Below are 19,645 nucleotides of genomic sequence, written 5' to 3'. Positions count from 1 at the left end.
GACTCGATCAGGACCAACCCTATGACACCCCCAAAAAAGAAGCCCGAAGACCTCCGCTCCCAGCAGTGGTTCGGGCGGCAGGACCGTGATGGATTCGCCTACCGCAGCTGGCTGAAGGGCAAGGGCATTCCCCACGACCAGTTCGACGGCAGGCCCGTCATCGGCATCTGCAATACCTTCAGCGAGCTGACGCCGTGCAACTCGCATTTCCGCACGCTCGCCGAACAGGTGAAGATCGGCGTGTACGAGGCCGGCGGCTTTCCGCTCGAGTTCCCGGTGATGTCGCTGGGCGAGACGATGCTGCGGCCCACGGCCATGCTGTACCGCAACCTCGCGAGCATGGACGTCGAGGAATCCATTCGTGGCAATCCAATCGACGGCGTCGTGCTCCTGATGGGCTGCGACAAGACGACGCCGTCGCTGATGATGGGCGCGTCCAGCGTGGACCTGCCGACGATCGGCGTGTCCGGCGGCCCGATGCTCTCCGGCAAGTGGCGCGGCCAGGAGCTGGGCTCCGGCACGGGCGTCTGGAGCATGAGCGAACAGGTGCGCGCCGGCACGCTCAAGCTGCAGGACTTCTTCGAGGCCGAGAGCTGCATGCACCGCAGCCACGGCCACTGCATGACCATGGGCACCGCCTCGACGATGGCGAGCATGGTCGAAGCGCTGGGTGTCGGGCTGCCGGGCAATGCCGCGTATCCCGCGGTCGACGGGCGCCGCAACGTGCTGGCGCGCTTCGCTGGGCGCCGCATCGTGGAGATGGTGCACAGCGACACCAAGCTGTCGCAGATCCTCACGCGCGAGGCGTTCGAGAACGCGATCAAGACGCTGGCCGCGATCGGTGGTTCGACCAACGCGGTGATCCACCTGATCGCGATCGCCCGCCGCATCGGCGTGGAGCTGGCGATGGAGGACTTCGACCGTCTCGGCAGCGAGCTGCCCTGCCTCGTGAACCTGCAGCCTTCGGGGCAGCACCTGATGGAAGACTTCTGCTACGCCGGCGGCCTGCCGGTGGTGATGAAGGAGATCCGCGAGCACCTGCACCTCGGCGCACTCACTGCCAGCGGCAAGACCGTCGGCGACAACATCGCCGACGCGCAGAACTGGAACAAGGAAGTCATCCTGCCGCTGGAAGCGCCCTTCAAGGAGAAGGCCGGCATTGCGGTGCTGCGCGGCAACCTGGCGCCCCGTGGCGCCGTCATCAAGCCCAGCGCCGCCACGCCCAAGCTGATGGTGCATCGCGGCCGCGCCGTGGTGTTCGAGGACATCGAGGACTTCCACGCGCGCATCGACGACGAGAACCTGGACGTCGACGAGAGCTGCGTGCTGGTGCTGAAGAACTGCGGGCCCAAGGGCTACCCTGGCATGGCCGAAGTCGGCAACATGCCGCTGCCGCCCAAGATCCTGCGCAAGGGCATCACCGACATGGTGCGCATCAGCGATGCGCGCATGAGCGGCACGGCGTACGGCACCGTGGTGCTGCACACCGCGCCCGAGGCCGCCGCCGGTGGCCCGCTCGCGCTCGTGCGCAATGGCGACATGATCGAGCTGGACGTGCCCAGGCGGCGCCTCCACCTCGAAGTGAGCGACGAGGAGCTGGCAAGCCGCCGCGCCGCATGGAAGGCGCCCGAGCCGAGGCTCAGCTCCGGCTACTGGAAGCTCTACGTGGACCACGTGCTGCAGGCCGACGAGGGCGTCGACCTCGACTTCCTGGTCGGCAAGCGCGGCGCCTTCGTTCCGCGCGACAACCACTAGCAACCCACGCTCCCCGCGCGCGGGGAGCCCTCTTTTCATGAGATCACTCGTCGCAGTCGACTGGGGCACGACTTCGCTGCGGGCCGCCCGCATCGCGCCCGACGGCGCGGTGCTGGAGGAGCGCGCGGCCCCGCGGGGCATCCTGAGCGTGCCGCCCGGCGGCTTTCCCTCCGTGCTGCAGGAGACCTGCGGCGACTGGCTCGCCGATCCTGCGGCGCTGTGCCTCGTGAGCGGCATGGCCGGCAGCCGGCAAGGCTGGCGCGAAGCGCCCTACTGCGCGTGTCCGGCGGGCTTCGGCGAAATTGCCCGCTCGTTGTGCTGGATCGAACCGGACCGCATCGCCGTGGTGCCGGGCCTGAGCTGCGAGGCGCGCGGCGTGCCCGACGTCATGCGCGGAGAGGAAGTGCAGGTCTTCGGCGCGCTGGAATTGCTGCCGGCGCGCGCCGCCCGCATCGTGCTGCCCGGGACGCACAGCAAGTGGGTCGAGGTGGCCGACGCACGCGTGCAGTCCTTCGCCACCTTCATGTCGGGCGAGTTCTACGCGCTGCTGCGCCAGCACTCCATCCTCGCGCGCACGCTGCCGGCCGAGGACGGCGAACTGCACGAGGACGCCTTCACCCGCGGCGTGCGGCACGCACAGGAGAGCGGCAGCCTGCTGCACGCAGCGTTCAGCGCCCGCACGCTGGCGCTGTTCGAGCGCGTGCCGGCGCAGGAGATGCCCAGTTATCTTTCGGGCCTGGTGATCGGCGAGGAGCTGCGGGCGGCGGCGCCTGGCGCGAGCGAGCTGGTGCTGGTGGGGAGCGCCGCGCTGACGCGCCGCTATGCTCTCGCGCTGCAGGAGCTGGGATGCAGCAGCCGCAGCTTTGGCGCAGAAGCGACCTGGCGCGGCCTGCACGCACTGGCCCGCACCCTGGAGAACGCATGAACCCTGAAACAACGAGAACCTGGCAGCACGCGATGTCCACGCTGCCCCTGGTCGCCATCCTGCGCGGCATCGCGCCGCACGAAGCCGACGCCGTCGGCGATGTCCTGGTGCGCAGCGGCTACGCGCTGCTCGAGGTGCCGCTCAACTCGCCGGACCCGCTTGCCAGCATCGCCAGCATGGCGCGCCGGCATCCCAACGCACTGGTCGGCGCGGGCACCGTGCGCTCGGCCGAGGAGGTGAAGGCGGTGCACGCGGCGGGCGGTCGCCTCATCGTGTCGCCGAACTTCGATGCGCGCGTGGTGCAAGCCGCCGCAGCCCTCGGCCTCGTGTGCCTGCCGGGCGTCGCGACGCCGAGCGAAGCGTTCGCGGCACTCGAAGCGGGCGCGACCGGGCTGAAGCTCTTTCCCGCGGAAATGATTCCGCCGGCCGCCGTGAAAGCCATTCGGGCCGTGCTCCCGCCGCAGGTCCTCCTGCTGCCCGTGGGCGGCATCACGCCCAGCAGCATGGCGGCCTACCGCGCTGCCGGCGCGAACGGCTTCGGCATCGGTTCGGCGCTCTACCAGCCCGGCCGCGACCCGCACGCCATCGCTGCTTCCGCCCAGGCGTTCGCCGACGCCTGGACGGGTACCATCCGCGCATGAACAGCGCGCCCTCCTCTCCCGCTCCTGCCACCGGCGTCAACTTCGGCCTGCAGGGCCGCGTATGCATCGTGACCGGCGCCGCGCAAGGCATCGGCGAAGCCTGCGCGCGGCGGTTCGCGCGGGAGGGCGCGAAGGTGGTCATCGCCGACATCGACGACGCGCGCGGACAGGCGCTCGCGCAGGAATTGCAGGGGCTGTTCGTGCACTGCGACGTCGGCGACAAGGCGCAGGTGGACACGCTGGTGGCCAAGACCATCCTGAGCCACGGACGCATCGACGTGCTGGTCAACAACGCGGGCATCTTCAAGGCCGCGGAGTTCCTCGACATCACGGAGGCCGACTACGACGCCGTGCTGCGGGTGAACCTCAAGGGTTCCTTCCTGGCCGGCCAGGCCGTGGCGCGCGAGATGGTGAAGGCGGGACGGGGTGCGATCGTCAACATGAGCTCGGTGAACGCGGTGCTCACCATCCCCACCATCGCGACCTACAACATGAGCAAGGGCGGCATCAACCAGCTCACGCGCGTCATGGCGCTGTCGCTGGCCGACAAGGGCGTGCGCGTGAATGCAGTGGCGCCGGGCACCATCGCCACCGAACTCGCGGCCAAGGCGGTGCTCACCAGCGAGGAAGCGAAGGCGCGCATCATGATGCGCACGCCGATGAAGCGGCTGGGCGAGCCCTGGGAAGTGGCCGACGTGGTGGCGTACCTCGCGAGCGACGCAGCCAGCTATGTCACGGGCGAGATCGTCGTGGTCGACGGCGGCCGCATGACGCTGAACTACACGGTGCCGGTGTAGCGCACGGCGCGGCAGCGCAACGCGCCTGCCGCGGCGCTGGTGCTAGCGCGTCTTGCGCGCGGGCGTCGCCTTGCGCGGCGTGGCCTTCGCAGCCTTGGCGGCGGCACGGCGAGCCGGCACCTGTGGTGCCTCCTGGTCCATGAATTCCCGGATGAGGCGCCGGACCACCTGGGAGGGCGTCATGTCCTGCGTGCGGCAGAGCGTCTCGAACGCCTCTTTCTTCCCCGGGTCGATCAGGATCGTGAGCCTTGCAGTCTTGAGCTCCATGCGAACGGTTCCGATGTTAATCGGATTGTAATTGCTTTCCGGTCGCAAGCGGCCCGGATCAGTCCGTATCGCGCTGCAACGCCCGGACCCATTGCACGCCGTGCTTCTGCAGGTACTCTCGTATTAATTGCCGGACCACCTGCGAGGCCGTGATGTCCTGCGCGGCGCAGAGCTCGTCGAAAGCCTTCTTCTTGTCGGCGTCGATGAGAACGGTGAGGCGTGCGGGTTTGTCTTCCATGCGATCGTTCTGCTTTACGGACATGATAATAAGGTGCATCTATCATGTGAGTCCGATGGTAGTACTCCCGCTGGCCGGACGTTGCGGGAATGCAAGCCCGGGCCCCGCCGGTCTGTGGCTCTACGTTTTGTAGTCCTGCATTCGCGATGAGTCAGCGCGGGCCGCACCGCGGGCGGCCGGCCGCCCCTCGGTGGCGAGGCGAAACGTCCCGTCCGGGAACCGGACGGCTCAGCTCAGGCTGCGGCGGAGGCGGCGGATTCGCGCGGCGCGACCGGTGCTTCGCGGATCGGCAGGTTGATGAGCGCCGCACCCGCCGCCAGCACGATGTCGGCGTACCAGAACCAGTCGTACGCGCCGGTCCATTCGAACACCTTGCCGCCGAGCCAGGAGCCGAAGAAGGCGCCGACCTGGTGCGTGAGCATGACCAGCCCGAACAGCGTGGCCATGTGGGTCGGACCGAAGAACTTCGCCACCAGGTTCGCGGTCGGCGGCACTGTCGAGAGATAGCTGAGCCCCATGACGGCGGAGAACAGCAGGACCACGGTGCCGGTCTTCGGCGCGAACAGGAAGGCCAGCACGGCGAGCCCGCGCACCGCGTAGACCAGCGCCAGCAGCGACTTCGAGCGCCACCGGCCGGTCGCCCAGCCGATGGCGAGGCTGCCGGCGATGTTGAAGAGGCCGATGATCGCGAGCGCCCAGCCGCCCCACTGGGTCGGCAGACCGCAGGCCTGGATCACGCCGGGCAGGTGCACGGCGAGGAAGGCGACGTGGAAGCCGCAGACGAAGAAGCCTGCACCGAGCAGCAAGTAGCCAGGATGATGCAGCGCCTCGCGCACCGCCTGGCCGGTGCCCACCGGCTTCTGCCCCGATGCCTCGCTGCGTCCGCCCGTACCCCGGAGCACCCAGGCGGCGGGCAGGCACACGAGCACCATCAGCCCCAGCACCTGCATGGCGCTGGCCCAACCGAGACCGACGATCAGCGCCGCCGCGATGGGCGCCGTCGCGAACTGGCCGAAGGATCCGCCGGCATTCACGATGCCGGTGGCGAAGCCGCGGCGAGCCGGCGCGATCATGCGCATGCTCGCCGACATCAGGACCGCCGGGCCGGCCATGCCCGAGCCGCCGGCAGACAGCACGCCGATCGCGAAGATCAGGCCGAGGGTGGTGCTCATGAGCGGGGTGATGAAGGTGCCCAGCGCCATCAGCACTAGGCCGACGACCAGCACGCGGCCCGCTCCGTAGCGGTCGGCCATGGCACCCGCGAACGGCTGCGTCAGTCCCCACCACAACTGACCGAACGCGAAGGCCAGGCTGATGCTGCCCAGCCCCAGGCCGGTGGACGTGTTCAGGGCGGGCAGGAACAGGCCCATGCTCTGGCGGCTGCCCATCGTCACGGCGAAAGTGCCCGCAGCGGCCAGCAGCACCAGCCCGTAGGCGGTCCGGCGCGTCGCATCAGTCATCGTGTCCTCCTTCGGGAAGTGGCGCCGGAACGCCCGGCACACGTGCAGCACCTTGTAACGCTACCACGCGTCAGCAACCCTGCCGAGGTGCCAGTCTTTCCCGCGCGACAGGCAAAGCGGGATTCGCCGGTGCGGCGTTGGATAGGTGCTGCATCTGTCGTGCAGGCGAGACGCCGCGACGGCGGCCAGCGCTGCCTACTTCTTCTTCGGCTCGCCGAAGTAGAAGGTCAGGATCAGGTCCAGGCCGGTGCGCTCGCCCGCCTCGGCGCGGACCGTGACCCGGCGCGAGACGTCGTAGAAGAGGAACAGCGTGCCCATCGCGCCGGAGAGGCTGCGCTCGTACGAGGCATAGAAGTCCTTGGCGAAACGCTTGCCCACGCGCACCACCGCGCCACTGGTGCCATCGGGTGAGACGCTGAGGTCGTCCAGCCCCAGGCTGCCGGCGAGGCCCTTGCCGGAGCCGCTCTTGCCGGCGAGCAGCGCCGTGGCCGCGCGCTGCAGCAGCGCGGTCTCGGCGCCGCCGCCGGAGGAGGAACGCCCGAGCACCACGTAGGAGAGCGTCTCCGCATCGGACAGGCCCGCGTCTGAGTAGAGCTCCACATGCGGCGACTGCGCGCGCCCCGTGACCTGCACGCCCACCTTCACCGTGAGGTTGGGCCGGATCGCCAGGACGTCCAGCGCCGGATTGTCCGGCGCTCCGGTGAACCGCAGTTCGCCGCGCTCGATCTTCATGCGCTGCCCGTACGCGAAGAAGGTGCCATCCACCGCGTGGATCACGCCGACGATCTGCGGCGTGCCGTCCGGGTTGTTGGTGATCTCCACGCTGCCCGCCAGGCGCGCGTCGAGGCCGCGGCCGCTCAGGCGGAAGTCCGGGCCGAGATCGAAGTGCATCCGCAGCGTGAGGTGCATGGGCTGCGCTGTCCTGGAGCCGGACTGCCGGCGCTCCGCATAGCTCTCGGGCAGCCCCGGCGCGTTGTGGACGACCACATCTTCAGCCAGCTTGGGCGGGGACTCTTCGGGGATGGTGATGCGCGCGCGATCCACCTTCAGCGCGCCGGTGACGCTGCTCGCGCCCTGCTCGACGCGCGCCTGCACGGTTCCCGACACGGTGAGCTGCCGGTCGCTGCGGATGCTGGCCCGCAGTTGCGACAACACCGCTTCGGCGGAGAACACCGGCCCTTGCGGCGTCCACTGCCCTTCCCCGTGCGCGACCAGCGTGCCGCCGTCGCCGCCGGCTTCGCCGATGCCGTGCAGCAGGAACTCGTCGACGATGACGCGCTGGCCCGCCAGCCGTGCGCGCAAGCGGCCATTGCGCAGACCGACACCGTCCACGACCGACCGCACGGCGAGATCGTCGGCGTTCACGGGCCCGGAGAGCTCGGGCTGCGCGCGCGTGCCGGCGATGCGCACGTCGGCCGACACCGAACCGCGCAAGCGCCAGCCGGGCGGGGCCAGCACCGACCACACGCCGATGCGGGGCAGTTCGGCCTGCACGCGCCCGGCCAGCGGCGCCTGCGCAGGCCAGCTCCACGACCCGTCGCTCGCGCGCACCAGGCGGCTGCGCAACTGCCCGTCGGCATGGCCGGCATGCTCGCTGTCCCACAGCAGGTGCGCCTCCACCTGCTCGCCGCGCGCGCTGACGCTGAGGCGCGCCTCGCGCACGCCTGCGGGCACGCGCGCGGAGCTGCCATCGGCCGTTTCGGCGAGCACGTTGACGTCGCCCCGCACGCGTGCCAGCGATGCGTCGATGCGCACGGTGGATCCGAGCTGCGCGTTCCACTGGCCGTCGAACACCAGGTCGCCGGAGAGCGCCAGGGCCTGCAGTTGCGACCCGCCCGCGAATTGCAGCCATGCGAGCGGCAGGCCCGACACCGTTCCGGCGGTCGACAGGACGCCGTGGTCGCGGCGCAGCGGCGACCATGCGACGCGCGCGTCCGTTGCGGCACCTCCGCTCGGCAGCGACGGCGCGTGCAGGGCTGCCGAGCCGGCGCCGACTTCCAGATCGGAGCCGGCCACGCGCCAGTCGACCGCCTGCTGCAAACGCAGCTGCCACGGTCCCGGCGCGATCCCGGGGTCCTGCAGCTGCAGCGCGAGCGACGCGACCTGCCCGTGCCAGTGCGCGAGGTCCGCCGCGCCGACGCGACCGGCCGCCAGCAGGTCGATCCTGCGTTGCCCCTGGTCGCCCTGCAGGTGCACATCCAGCGCCGCATCGTGCAGGCGTCCGTTGACTTGCAGGCTGGCCTCTCGCACGACCCAGGGCAGCGGCGCGTCAGCCTGCGCGTTGCCGGCCGGCTGCCAGGCGAGCGCCTGCCCATGGGCGAGCGCCTGCACGGTGGGGTCGCGCCAGCCGCCCTGCCAGGACAGTTGCACGCGGGCCTGGCCGCGCAGCGCCGGCGGCGGCAGCCACGCCGCGCTGCCCGGCCAGCGTGCGAGCCAGTGGCGCACCTGCGCCAGGTCGCGCGCCGACAGCTCCAGCGAGCCGCGCCCGCTCGTTGCCGCCAGCTGGCCCTGCGCCTTGGCGTCGACACCGGGCGCGTGCAACTGCAGGTGCCCGCTGCCCGCCCGGCCCGCAGACTCCCATTCGCCCGCACCTTCCAGAGAAGCATCGTCGGTGTGCAGTTGCAGTTGCGACAGCGACAGCACCGTGCCGCTCCAGCGTCCCTGCGCCAGCAGGTCGCGCAGCTGCAGCGCCGCGGCCTCGGCCGCGAGCCCGTGCGCACCTGCGGCGTGCGCGGCCCGCGCCCGCAGGTCCACGTCGAAGTCCACCCGCTGGCCCTCCCCCGCGAGCTGGATGGGGCCGCTCAGGGGCAGCGCCGCGAGGCGGGTGTGCAGCTTCGCCGGATCGACGTCGGCCACGCGTCCCTCGAAGGTCCAGCCGTGGTCGCGCCACTTCCCGCTGCCGCTGACGTGGCCTCCAGCGGCATCCGCGGCGAGCGATTGCAGCAGCGCCTGGCCGTCGCGCCATTCCCCGGTGAGTTGCACGGCGCTGACCGGCAGGCGTTGCGCGTCCCAGGGGCCCGCGGCGGCGTTGCGCACGTCCGCCTGCAACGCGAACCTGGCCTTCGTCTCGGGCTGCAATTGCACGTGCCCGGAGAGCAGCGTGTGCGGCGCATCGGGCCGGAACAGGTGCGCATCGAGCTGCCGGAAATCCGCCAGCGCCTGTTGCACCGGCATGCGCTCGAACGGGTGGATCTCCGCTTTCACCGTGGCCTCCGGCAAGTCGCCACGGGCGCGGGCGCCGCGCCGCACCTGCAGCAGCGCCCGCACGCCGATGGCACGCGCGGGCCCCTGCGCCTGCAGGTCGAAGGACAGCGGCACGGGCTCGGCCACGCCCGGCACCGGCGCGGCGAAGCGGCCCGCCACGCTCGCACCGAGCGTGAGCGGCGCGCGGGCCTGCACCACCATGCGCCCACGGTAATCGCCGCCCGCCAGATGCAGGCCGGCGAGCTCGACGTGGTGCCGGCGCCCGTCGTACGCGTACTGCGCATCCAGGCCCGACCCGGCGAATTGCACGCGTCCCTGGTACGACAGCGAGCCGACTTGCAGCCGCTGGACGTCGACCTGCCAGGGCAGCAGCAGGTTGGCGGGCTCCGGCAGCGGCGTGTCCTTGACCGGGCGCGTGTCGGTCACCTGCACGCGAGCGACGGCAAGCTGCTCGAGCCGCAGTGTTTGCTCCAGCAGCGCCAGGGGCTGCCATTCGAGGCGGATGTCCTCGGCTTCCACGCGGATGCCATCGCGCTCCCACGTGATCCGGGCAATGTGCCAGGGACCGCGGAACGAGCCTTGCACGCCTTCGCTGTGCAGCGGCACGCGGCCGCCGATGCGCTCCAGCACGGTTTGCAGCGAGCCTTCCTGGCCGGCCCACCACCACACCACAGCCGCGGCGAGCGCGAGCAGCAGCCCGCATCCGACCAGCAGGCGGACGGTCCAGCGGAAAGCGCGGGTCGCGTGGGCGCGCATCAGAACACGAAGCCCGCGGTGAAGTGGATGCGGAACTGGTGCGTCTCGACGCCATAGGCGACTGCGGCTTCCACCGGGCCGACCGGGCTGCGCCAACGCACCCCGGTGCCCACGCCGACGCGCGCCCGCAGTTCGCTCGGCTCGTTGGCGACTGCGCCCGCATCGACGAACAGCGTGTGCTCGAAGGTGGTCGGCTGGCCGTTGTGCGTGATGGGCCGCTGCCATTCCACGCTGCCCACCGTGAGATAACGGCCGAAGCCGATCACGCCGCCGGGCAGCGGCACGCCGATGTCGAGATAGGGATAGCCGCGCACCGTGGTGTCGCCGCCGGTGCGGAACAGCTGGGTGGCCGGAATGTTCGCTCCGGAAGGCGCGAACAGCGCACCGGCTTCCGCGCGCAGCTGCAGCCGGCTCTTGCCGGTGGGCCGGTAGCCCAGGTAGCGCAGCACCGTGCGCTGGAAGGGGTCGTGCCTGTCATCCAGCGTCACGCCGGCGCCCAGCTCGAATCCGTAGCCGTGGCCCTGCGTAGGCGACTGGATGTTGTCGAAGTAGCGGCCGGTCCAGATGTAGTTCACGCTGAGCGCCTTGCCGTCGCCCGTGTCGGCTGCGGTCAGTTCCACGCCGCGCGGGTTGCTCACGTGCGCGCTCTCGTATTGCACGTAGTAGTTGCGGTCGATCCGGTCCTCGTTGCGGAAGCGGCCGACGCGCAGCCGCTGGCTGTAGGTGACGAGGCGGTCGTCGTCCAGGCGTTCGAGGCGCCCGAGCACCGACCAGCGCCAGCCGGCCGGATCGGGGATGTCGGTCCACTCGCTCTGCGCGTACGGATTCTTCTTCTCGGCCTGCAGCTTGGTCACGGCGCGCCAGCCGATGCCGGGCACCTTGTTGTACGTGTGTTCCACGGTCGCACGCGGGCCGCCGTCGGTGGTGAAGCCGACGCCCAGCACCAGCTTCTGCAGCGGCGCCTCGCGCACGGTGACCTGCACGGTGGCGTTCTCCGGGTCCGAGGCCGGATCCACGAAGATGAAGGCCGAATCGTAGTAGCCGCTGCCCGAGAGGCGCAGCTGCGCCTGCACGATGCGTTCCTGGTCGTACACCGAGCCCTTCGGCAAGCGCGCGAGCCGGGGCACCAGCACGGGGTCGTAGCGCTCGACGCCCGTGACCTCCATCGCGCCCAGGTGGTACACCGGTCCGGAGTCCAGGCGCAGCCCCAGGCGCGCCGAGGCCGTCGCCGCGTCGACGTCGGCCAGGCTGTAGCTGATGCGGCCCGCGGGATAGCGCTTGGCCAGCAGCTCGCGCGTGGCCACCGACTTGGCGCGGTCCCAGCCCGTGCCCGTGAAAGGCTGGCCGGGCGGCAGGCTCCAGCCCGAGCGGATCGCCTCGCGCTGCGCGATCGCGTCGGGGTCGGTGCTGGTCGCGATGTCGCCTTCGAACTCCACCCCGGCCTGCTTCACCAGCGTGCGAACGCCGGGTTCCACGGTCACGACAAGCGTGGTGCGGGGACCGGGCTCGCGCGCGATCCGCACCTGCGGCGCGAAGTAGCCCTGGGTGGCCAGCAGTTCGCGCGCGTCCTTCTCGCCCAGCACGATGAGGCGCGCGATCTCCGCGTCGTCGAGGTCGCTCACCTCGCGGTAGCGGCGCAGTTCGAGGTTCTGCTCCAGCAGCGCGCGCAGCGGGTCGGGCGCACGGATCACCAGGTCGAAGGCGGGCGGGGCGGCCGCGGTGCGGGCGGCAGGGGTGGATTGGGCAAGCGCGGGCGCGGCGAACAGCGTCGCAGCGCCGACGGCCGCGGCGGCGACAAGCTGGCGGATCATCGAGCCCCGAATGATCATGGCGCGGCGCAGCGGCGGGCGTAGGCGCATTCCGACACCTTCGGCGAACGGGCGGGCGGGCGGGCTTCCATGGCTATGATGATCCCATGCGGATCCTCCACACCATGCTGCGCGTCGGCGACCTCCAGCGGTCGATCGATTTCTATACCCAGGTCCTGGGCATGAAGCTGCTGCGGACCACCGACCGGCCGGAGCAGAAATACTCGCTGGCCTTCGTCGGCTACGGCAGCAACCCCGAGCACGCCGAGATCGAGCTGACCTACAACTACGGCGTGTCCTCGTACGAGCTGGGCAGCGCCTACGGTCACATCGCGCTGGGCGTGCCCGACGCCTACGCCGCCTGCGACCGCATCCGTGCGGCGGGCGGCAACATCACGCGCGAACCCGGCCCCGTCAAGGGCGGCAACACCGTGATCGCCTTCGTGACCGACCCGGACGGCTACAAGATCGAACTGATCCAGCGCACCGGCGACTCCGAATAGGCGGCAGTGGACCTGCCGGAGCGGGGTGAAGGCGGACAGCCGACAACCAACAACCGGACGCAGAGGACGCAAAGGTTTCGCAGAGGACGCAAAAGAACATCCATTCAAGAATGGAAGTCCTTCCGCGTCCTTTCGCTCCTTTGCGCCCTCTGCGTCCGGTAGTCCGCTCCCGCTCCCGGCCCCGCCTTCCTCAACCCCGCGGCAAGCCCGCGGCTTCGCTGGCGAGGCGCGTGATGCGCGCCCAGTCCTGCGACGCGAGCGCGTCGGTCGGGACGAGCCAGGAGCCGCCGACGCATGCGACATTGGGCAGCGCCAGGAATTCGCGCGCATTGCCGGCCGTGATGCCGCCGGTGGGGCAGAACCTCACGTCGTTGAACGGGCCGTGCCAGGCCTTGAGCATCGCCGTGCCGCCGGCGGGTAGCGCAGGGAAGAACTTCAGCGCGGTGTAGCCGCCTTCCTGCGCCTGCATGATCTCGCTGCCCGTGGCCACCCCGGGCAGCAGCGGCAGCCCGAGGTCGTGGCAGGCCTTGCCCACCTCCTGCGTGTAGCCGGGGCTCACCGCGAACCGGGCGCCGGCCAGCGCCGCGGCCTGCGCGTCGGCCGCGCTGCGCACGGTGCCCGCGCCGACCACGGCCTCGGGCACCTCCTTGGCGATCGCCTCGATGCACGCCAGCGCCACGGGCGTGCGCAGCGTGACCTCCAGCATGCGGATGCCGCCGGCTACCAGCGCGCGCGCCATCGCCACCGCCTGAGTTCGGTCCTGCAGCACGATCACCGGGATCACCGGCGCATCCTGCATGATTTCCAGCGGCGTCAGCCGCGTCGTGATGTCTTTCAAAGCCATGTGCAGGCGCCCCTTTCCGCCTCGAGCGCATTGCGGCGCATGCCGCCGAACAGCTCGCGTCCGACGCCATGCGCGTTGTGCTCGCGCTGCGCGTCGGTCATCCGCGCCGGCTCGCGCCGGCTCCATTCCTCTCCATCCACCAGTGCCTCCAGCCGCCCCGCCGGCGCATCGAGCCGCACGATGTCGCCATCGCGCAGGAGCGCGAGCGCCCCGCCCGCCTCCGCTTCGGGCGAGACGTGGATCGCCGCGGGAACCTTGCCCGAGGCGCCGCTCATGCGCCCGTCGGTCACCAGCGCCACGCGAAACCCCTTGCCCTGCAGCACCGCCAGCGGCGGCGTGAGCTTGTGCAGCTCCGGCATGCCGTTGGCGCGCGGTCCTTGCCAGCGCACGACGCACACCACGTCGCGTTCCAGTTCGCCCGCCTTGAAGGCAGCCAGCAAGTCGTCCTGGCTGTCGAAGATGCGTGCCGGTGCCTCGATCACGTGCCGGTCCTCGGGCACGGCGGAGACCTTGATCACGCTGCGTCCGAGATTGCCGGTGAGCAGCTTGAGTCCGCCCGTGCGGCTGAAGGGCTGCCCGGCCGGCCGCAGGATGCTGTCGTCCCCCGACGCGCCGGCGTCGGCCCAGGCAAGCCCCTTGCGCCCTTCGCCCCAGTGCGGGATGCGCGTGTACTCGCGCAGTCCGCCCTCGCGCACCGTGAGGGCGTCGTCGTGCATCAGGCCCGCATCGAGCAGTTCCCGGATCACGTAGCCAGGGCCGCCCGCGTCCTGGAACGCATTCACGTCCGCCACGCCGTTCGGGTACACGCGGGCCAGCAGCGGCACGACCGAGGAGAGCCGGTCGAAATCGTCCCAGTCGATCACCATGCCGGCGGCACGCGCCACCGCCACCCAGTGGATCAGGTGGTTGGTGGATCCGCCCGTGGCCAGCAGGGCGGCCATCGCGTTCACGATGCTGCGTTCGTCGACGAGCCGTCCGATCGGCGTGTAGCGGCGCGACTTCAGGTTCGCGAGCACGGTGCGCACCGCTTCGCGCGTGAGCTCCCCGCGCAGGTCGTCCTGCGGCTGCACGAAGGCCGCGCCCGGCACGTGCAGGCCCATCGCCTCCATCAGCATCTGGTTGCTGTTGGCGGTGCCGTAGAAGGTGCAGGTGCCCTGCGTGTGGTACGCCTTCTCTTCCGCATCGAGCAACTCCTTGCGGCCCACGAGGCCCTGCGCCGCCAGTTCGCGCACCTTGGACTTCTCGGTGTTGGACAGGCCGCTGGGCATCGGGCCACCGGGGACGAACACCATCGGCAGGTGGCCGAACTGCAGCGCCCCGATCAGCAGGCCGGGGACGATCTTGTCGCAGATGCCCAGCAGGAGCGCGCCGTCGAACACGTCATGGCTCAGGCCCACCGCTGTCGCCATCGCGATGACGTCGCGCGAGAACAGGCTCAGCTCCATGCCGGCCGTGCCCTGCGTGACGCCGTCGCACATGGCCGGCACGCCGGCAGCGACCTGCGCGTTGGCGCCGAGGCGATGCGCCTCCTCCTTGATCAGCGGCGGATAGCTGCCATAAGGCGCGTGCGCCGACAGCATGTCGTTGTAGGAGTTGACGATCGCGATGTTGGGCGCGCGCTCGGCGACGACGCGGAACTTGTCGTTCGGCGGAATGCCGGCGAAGGCATGGGCGACGTTGGCGCAGCCCATGCGGTCGGCGCCACGCTCGCGGGCGGCGGCCTGGGCAATCCGGTCGAGGTAGGCGGAGCGCGTGGGCGCGCTGCGTTCGCGGATGCGCTGCGTCACCGCCGCGAGGACGGGGTGCAGTTTCATGGTGGGAGGATCACGTGTTGTGAGCATCCTACTCCCCGGACCCGCTGCTGTGGCGCGGATGCCGGTACGAACCGGTTACCAACTTCCAGCCGGCGCCGTGCTCGGCTAGAGTGCAGAGCGTGAGCGAAGTGATTCGTCCCGCGCGGGATCCCGAGGCCTTGCTGCAGCAGGCGCTCGCCGAATGGGGCGGGCAGGAGGACCTCTGGGTGTTCGGCTACGGCTCCCTCATCTGGCGGCCCGAGTTCGACTTCCTGGAGCGGCGCCCGGCGCGCGTGCACGGCTGGCACCGAGCGCTGAAGATGTGGAGCCGCATCAACCGCGGCACGCCGGAGCGGCCGGGGCTGGTCTTCGGCCTCCTCACGGGCGGTGCCTGCCGCGGCGTGGTGTTCCGCATCGCGCGCGAGGAAGGCGGCGCCGCGCTGGCGCGGCTGTGGCAGCGCGAGATGAAGCTGGCCGTCTACGACCCGCGCTGGCTGCCGGCCGACACTCCGCAAGGGCGCGTGCGCGCGCTGGCCTTCACGCTCTCGCGCAAGAGTCCCAGCCACACCGGCGAGCTCAGCGAGGAAGAGTACCGGACGATCTTTGCCTGCGCCTCGGGCATCTACGGCACCACGCTCGACTACGCGCACCGCACGCACGAGGAATTGAAGCGGCACGACATCCACGACCGCAACCTCGAGAAGCTGCTGCGCCTGATCCGCGAGCGCGAGGAAGACGCGACGCGGAGCTAGGAGCGGCCGCGCCGGGCCAGCAGCGACTCGGCACGCGCGAGGTCGGCCAGCGTGTCGATGTCGGCGACGATGCCTTCGTCCTCGAGTTCCAGCTTCAGCGGCTGCGCAGCGCGAACGATGGCGGCCGCCCCCTCCGCTCCCTGCAGCCTCTGCAGAGCCGGCCCGTGCTCGCGCGCGAAGCCGACCGGATGACCGCGCGTGCCGCGGTACGTCGGCAGCACCACGGAGGCATGGGCGAGCGCGGCGGCCACGGCACGCAGCGACTCCGGCGACACCAGGGGCAAGTCCGCGGGCAGCACCAGCCAGCCGCCGGCGTTCGGCGTCGCACGCACCGCCGCGGCGATGGAATCGCCCATGCCCGGGTGGCCGCTGCCTTCGACGTGGAACGGCAGGCCGCTCGCACGCACGGCAGCGAGCGTGTGCTCGATCACCGGCCTTCCCGCGAGCAGGGCCTTCAGCTTGGAGCCGCTGCCGCCGGACGCGACGAAGCGCTCGCCCCGCCCGGAGGCGAGGACGAGGACCACGGGGCTGTTGGAGGCTGGTTCATCCATGGAGATTTGGCGAGCGCCGAAGCGTTGTCGACACGGGATCCATTCTGCATGGGGTGAACCCCGGCCCGCGCATCATGTTCCCGGAACGGGAGGCGCCCGCCGATGCGAAAATCGCCGCATGAGCAGCACCGCCGACCGAATCGCCGACTTGCGCAAGAGCTATGAACGCGCCGAGCTGAGCGAAGACGCTTCGCACGCCGATCCGCTGAAGCAGTTCGATCAATGGCTGACGGAGGCGATCTCCTGCGCAGTGCCCGAACCGAATGCGATGACGGTCGCCACCGTCGCCAGCAACCTGCGACCGAGCACGCGCATCGTGCTGTTGAAGGGCTACGACGCACGCGGCATCGTCTGGTACACGAACTACGAGAGTCGCAAGGGCGAGGAGCTGGCGGGCAATCCGTGGGCCGCGCTGCAGTTCCACTGGGTCGAGCTCGAACGCGTGGTGCGCATCGAAGGACGCGTGGAGAAGACGAGCGCGCAGGAGAGCGATGCGTACTTTGCCAGCCGGCCGCTCGACTCGCGCATCGGCGCCTGGGCCAGTCCGCAAAGCCAGGTCATCCCGGGGCGCAGCGTGCTCGTGGCGAACGCGGCGAAATTCAGCGCGCAGTTCCTGCTCAACCCGCCGCGCCCGCCGCACTGGGGTGGTTACCGGCTGGTCCCGGACGAGTGGCAGTTCTGGCAAGGGCGCAAGAGCCGCCTGCATGACCGGCTGCGCTATCGCCGCGCCGGCAACGACTGGCTGCGCGAGCGGCTCGCGCCCTGAGGCGCCGCTCGCGCCGGCGCGCCTCGCCTAGCTGCGCGTCAGCTCGGTGAAGGTCTTGCGGAACTTCGCCACCTTGGGCGCGGCCACCGCGAGGCAATAGCCCTGAGTCGGGTTCTTCTCGAAGAAGTCCTGGTGGTAGCTCTCGGCCGGCCAGTAATTGCGCAGCGGCAGCACCTCCGTGACGATGGGACGGCCGAACGCCTTGTCCTTGCCCAGCTCGGAGATGATGTCGTCGGCGACCTGCTTCTGCTCGGGCGTCGTGTAGTAGATGCCGCTGCGGTACTGCGTGCCCATATCGTTGCCCTGCCGGTTCATCTGCGTGGGGTCGTGCACGACGAAGAAGATCTCGAGCAGCTGGCGCGTGCTGACCTGCGCCGGGTCGTAGGTGAGCTTGACCACCTCCGAATGCCCGGTGCGGCCCGTGCACACTTCGTCGTAGCTGGGGCGCTCGGTGTCGCCGTTGCTGTAGCCGGATTCCACGTCGGTGACGCCGCGCACTTCCTTGTACACCGCCTCGGTGCACCAGAAGCAGCCGCCGCCCAGCACGATCGTTTGCAGGTCGCTCATCTCGCTCTCCGTGTTCGCCCCACTGTAGCGCGTGCCCGAATTCCCCGGCGCCTGCGGGCCTGGAAGGGCGCCTTGACGCGGCCGGCGCAGCCCAGCTATATTACTAACCAGTCAGTCATTAACAGCGGGCCGTGCCCTCGCATGCCCGGCCGCTGTCCCTCCCATGCCTTCTAGCAAGCTCGCCGAACGTGGCGAAGACCCCCAGGCCAAGCGCGAGCGGCGCAAGGAAGCGCGACCCGGCGAACTGCTGGACGCCGCGCTCGACCTCTTCGTCGAGAAGGGCTACGCCGCCACGCGCTCCGAGGAAGTGGCCGCGCGCGCCGGCGTGTCCAAGGGCACCCTGTTCCTGTATTTCCCGAGCAAGGAAGAACTGTTCAAGGCGGTCGTGCGCGAGAACATGTCCGGCCGCTTCGCGGAGTGGGAAGAGGAGTTCGCGGCGTTCGAAGGCTCCACCGCCGAGATGATCCGCTACTGCCTGCGCGTCTGGTGGGAGCGCATCGGCGCAACACGCGCCTCGGGCATCACCAAACTGATGATCAGCGAAGCGCGCAACTTCCCCGAACTCGCGACCTTCTACCAGCAGGAAGTGATCCGTCCGGGAACGGACCTGATGCGACGCATCCTGCAGCGCGGCGTCGACCGCGGCGAGTTCGCGCCCATCGACGTCGAGTACGGCGTCTATGCCCTGGTCGCACCCATGATCTTCCTCATCATGATGAAGCATTCGCTCGGCGCGTGTGCGCCGCAGGACTATCCGCTCGATGCGCAGCGCTACGTCGAGACCATGGCCGACCTGCTGGTCAACGGGCTGTGCGCACGCGCCGAGGCGCCGCGGGGCCGGGCATGAAGCGCTGGCACTGGGGCGTGGTGGCGGCGGTCGTCGCCCTCGTCGCTGTGGGCGGCATCCGCGCGATCGGCGCGCGTCGCGCCCAGCAGGAAGCGCAGGCCGCACTCGCCGCGCAGCGGGCGCAGCCGATCATCGAGCTCGCCCGGACCGACGTCGTGCGAGCCGATACGCACGAATTGCGGCGCGTGCTGCCGATCTCCGGCTCCATCAAGGCGGTGAACTCCGCCTTCGTGAAGGCGCGCGTGCCCGGCGAGTTGCAGGACCTCAAGGTGCGCGAAGGCGACAGCGTGCAGGCCGGCCAGGTGCTTGCGCGCATCGAGCGCGTCGAGGGCCAGGCCCGACTGAACCAGGCGCAGGAACAGGCCGACGCCGCCAAGGCGCAGATCGACATCGCCGAACGCCAGTTCAACAACAACAAGGCGCTGGTGGATCAGGGCTTCATTTCCAGGAGCGCGCTGGACACCTCGCTGAACAACCTCACCGCCGCGCAGGCCACGCACAAGGCGGCGCTGGCCGCCGTGGACCTGGCCCGCAAGACCCTCGAGGACACGGTGCTGCGCGCACCCATCTCCGGCGTGATCTCGCAGCGGCTCGCGCAGCCCGGCGAGAGGGTCGCGGTGGACAGCAAGATCCTGGAGATCGTGGACCTGTCCCACCTGGAGCTGGAAGCGATGCTCACCGCGGCGGACTCCGTCGACCTGCGCGTGGGCCAGGAAGCGGCGCTGCAGGTAGAAGGCAGCGCCCGGCCGGTTGCAGCTCGCGTGGCGCGCATCAATCCGAGCGCGCAGCCCGGCAGCCGCAGCGTGCTGGCCTATCTCGAGATCGCCGACACCACCGGGCTGCGCCAGGGCCTGTTCGCGCAGGGCAGCGTCACCATGGGGAGCAGCTCCGCGCTGGCCGTGCCGCTGTCCGCGGTGCGCACCGATCGCCCGGCGCCTTACGTGCAGCTGGTGGAAGGCGGCAAGGTGGTGCACCGCACGGTGCAGATGGCGCAGCGCGGGGAAACGGACAAGGAGACCTGGGTCGCCGTCAGCGGCGTGCCGGCCGGCAGCCAGGTGATCCTGGGCCATGTCGGCCCGCTGCGCGAAGGCACGCTGGTGAAGTTCACCGGAGGGCCGCCGCCCCAGCCCTCGCCCGGCGCGCCGGCCAGCAAATCCCCCGGCGCCTAGCC

General features: G+C 70.5%; 18 protein-coding genes. 9 read left to right on the top strand and 9 right to left on the bottom strand.

Annotation, left to right across the window (positions count from 1 at the left end; all coding sequences use genetic code 11):
* Positions 1–21 precede the first annotated feature (21 nt).
* Genes JJB11_RS22420 through JJB11_RS22405 form a run of 4 tightly spaced genes read left to right on the top strand, consistent with a single transcriptional unit; the run spans position 22 to position 4,118 of the window.
* Positions 22–1,755 (top strand): IlvD/Edd family dehydratase, encoded by a 1,734-nt coding sequence (locus tag JJB11_RS22420; protein ID WP_201176816.1) that lies wholly within the window; start codon positions 22–24, stop codon positions 1,753–1,755.
* A 37-nt stretch (positions 1,756–1,792) separates the two neighbouring features.
* Complete coding sequence (locus tag JJB11_RS22415; RefSeq protein ID WP_201176814.1) at positions 1,793–2,680, top strand: 2-dehydro-3-deoxygalactonokinase; 888 nt, start codon at positions 1,793–1,795, stop codon at positions 2,678–2,680.
* On the top strand, positions 2,677–3,321 hold the full coding sequence (locus tag JJB11_RS22410; RefSeq protein WP_201176813.1) for a 2-dehydro-3-deoxy-6-phosphogalactonate aldolase: 645 nt from the start codon (positions 2,677–2,679) through the stop codon (positions 3,319–3,321). The genes JJB11_RS22415 and JJB11_RS22410 overlap by 4 nt, the downstream gene beginning before the upstream one ends.
* Complete coding sequence (locus JJB11_RS22405; protein ID WP_201176810.1) at positions 3,318–4,118, top strand: SDR family NAD(P)-dependent oxidoreductase; 801 nt, start codon at positions 3,318–3,320, stop codon at positions 4,116–4,118. Before JJB11_RS22410 ends, JJB11_RS22405 begins: the two co-directional genes overlap by 4 nt.
* 42 nt (positions 4,119–4,160) lie before the next feature.
* Here the strand turns inward: JJB11_RS22405 and JJB11_RS26215 are convergent, their stop codons facing one another.
* The 5 genes from JJB11_RS26215 to JJB11_RS22380 all read right to left on the bottom strand — a co-directional run bounded on the left by JJB11_RS26215 (position 4,161) and on the right by JJB11_RS22380 (position 11,854).
* On the bottom strand, positions 4,161–4,385 hold the full coding sequence (locus JJB11_RS26215; RefSeq protein WP_201965035.1) for a hypothetical protein: 225 nt from the start codon (positions 4,383–4,385) through the stop codon (positions 4,161–4,163).
* A gap of 58 nt (positions 4,386–4,443) precedes the next feature.
* A complete protein-coding gene (locus JJB11_RS22395) occupies positions 4,444–4,623 on the bottom strand; it encodes a ribbon-helix-helix protein, CopG family (protein ID WP_201176808.1) in 180 nt (59 codons plus the stop codon).
* A 233-nt stretch (positions 4,624–4,856) separates the two neighbouring features.
* On the bottom strand, positions 4,857–6,083 hold the full coding sequence (locus JJB11_RS22390) for an MFS transporter (protein WP_201176806.1): 1,227 nt from the start codon (positions 6,081–6,083) through the stop codon (positions 4,857–4,859).
* Between the two features lie 195 nt (positions 6,084–6,278).
* Complete coding sequence (locus tag JJB11_RS22385; RefSeq protein WP_201176804.1) at positions 6,279–10,043, bottom strand: translocation/assembly module TamB domain-containing protein; 3,765 nt, start codon at positions 10,041–10,043, stop codon at positions 6,279–6,281.
* Positions 10,043–11,854, bottom strand: coding sequence for an autotransporter assembly complex protein TamA (locus JJB11_RS22380; protein ID WP_201965034.1), 1,812 nt, complete (start codon positions 11,852–11,854; stop codon positions 10,043–10,045). The genes JJB11_RS22385 and JJB11_RS22380 overlap by 1 nt, the downstream gene beginning before the upstream one ends.
* A gap of 104 nt (positions 11,855–11,958) precedes the next feature.
* On the opposite strand from JJB11_RS22380, the gene gloA reads away from it, so the two are divergent.
* On the top strand, positions 11,959–12,354 hold the full coding sequence (gene gloA / locus JJB11_RS22375; protein ID WP_201176796.1) for a lactoylglutathione lyase: 396 nt from the start codon (positions 11,959–11,961) through the stop codon (positions 12,352–12,354).
* A gap of 190 nt (positions 12,355–12,544) precedes the next feature.
* On the opposite strand, the gene eda is transcribed toward gloA, so the two are convergent.
* Entirely contained in the window at positions 12,545–13,198 is a 654-nt protein-coding gene (eda, locus tag JJB11_RS22370; protein ID WP_201176794.1) for a bifunctional 4-hydroxy-2-oxoglutarate aldolase/2-dehydro-3-deoxy-phosphogluconate aldolase, read from the bottom strand.
* A complete protein-coding gene (gene edd, locus JJB11_RS22365; RefSeq protein ID WP_201176792.1) occupies positions 13,189–15,012 on the bottom strand; it encodes a phosphogluconate dehydratase in 1,824 nt (607 codons plus the stop codon). Before edd ends, eda begins: the two co-directional genes overlap by 10 nt.
* Before the next feature lie 119 nt (positions 15,013–15,131).
* Here edd and JJB11_RS22360 point away from each other — a divergent pair, with 119 nt between their 5' ends.
* Complete coding sequence (locus tag JJB11_RS22360) at positions 15,132–15,743, top strand: gamma-glutamylcyclotransferase (protein WP_340643177.1); 612 nt, start codon at positions 15,132–15,134, stop codon at positions 15,741–15,743.
* Here the strand turns inward: JJB11_RS22360 and JJB11_RS22355 are convergent.
* Positions 15,740–16,294: a nucleotidyltransferase family protein gene (locus JJB11_RS22355; RefSeq protein ID WP_201176790.1), complete on the bottom strand. Its 555-nt coding sequence runs from the start codon at positions 16,292–16,294 to the stop codon at positions 15,740–15,742. The two genes, JJB11_RS22360 and JJB11_RS22355, sit on opposite strands and share 4 nt — an antisense overlap.
* Positions 16,295–16,412: 118 nt before the next feature.
* Between JJB11_RS22355 and pdxH the strand changes: the two genes are divergently transcribed.
* Positions 16,413–17,060, top strand: coding sequence for a pyridoxamine 5'-phosphate oxidase (gene pdxH, locus JJB11_RS22350; protein WP_201176788.1), 648 nt, complete (start codon positions 16,413–16,415; stop codon positions 17,058–17,060).
* Between the two features lie 27 nt (positions 17,061–17,087).
* Here the strand turns inward: pdxH and msrA are convergent, their stop codons facing one another.
* Entirely contained in the window at positions 17,088–17,627 is a 540-nt protein-coding gene (msrA, locus tag JJB11_RS22345; RefSeq protein WP_201176786.1) for a peptide-methionine (S)-S-oxide reductase MsrA, read from the bottom strand.
* A gap of 163 nt (positions 17,628–17,790) precedes the next feature.
* Here msrA and JJB11_RS22340 point away from each other — a divergent pair, with 163 nt between their 5' ends.
* Together JJB11_RS22340 and JJB11_RS22335 are read left to right on the top strand one after the other, a co-directional pair.
* Positions 17,791–18,474 (top strand): TetR/AcrR family transcriptional regulator, encoded by a 684-nt coding sequence (locus JJB11_RS22340; RefSeq protein ID WP_201176784.1) that lies wholly within the window; start codon positions 17,791–17,793, stop codon positions 18,472–18,474.
* Positions 18,471–19,643: an efflux RND transporter periplasmic adaptor subunit gene (locus JJB11_RS22335; protein ID WP_201176783.1), complete on the top strand. Its 1,173-nt coding sequence runs from the start codon at positions 18,471–18,473 to the stop codon at positions 19,641–19,643. The genes JJB11_RS22340 and JJB11_RS22335 overlap by 4 nt, the downstream gene beginning before the upstream one ends.
* Positions 19,644–19,645 lie beyond the last annotated feature (2 nt).

Source organism: Ramlibacter ginsenosidimutans (genome assembly GCF_016654015.1).
GTDB lineage: Bacteria > Pseudomonadota > Gammaproteobacteria > Burkholderiales > Burkholderiaceae_C > Ramlibacter > Ramlibacter ginsenosidimutans.
Note: the sequence above shows the minus strand (reverse complement) of the source record. Positions and strands in the feature narration are given on the sequence as shown.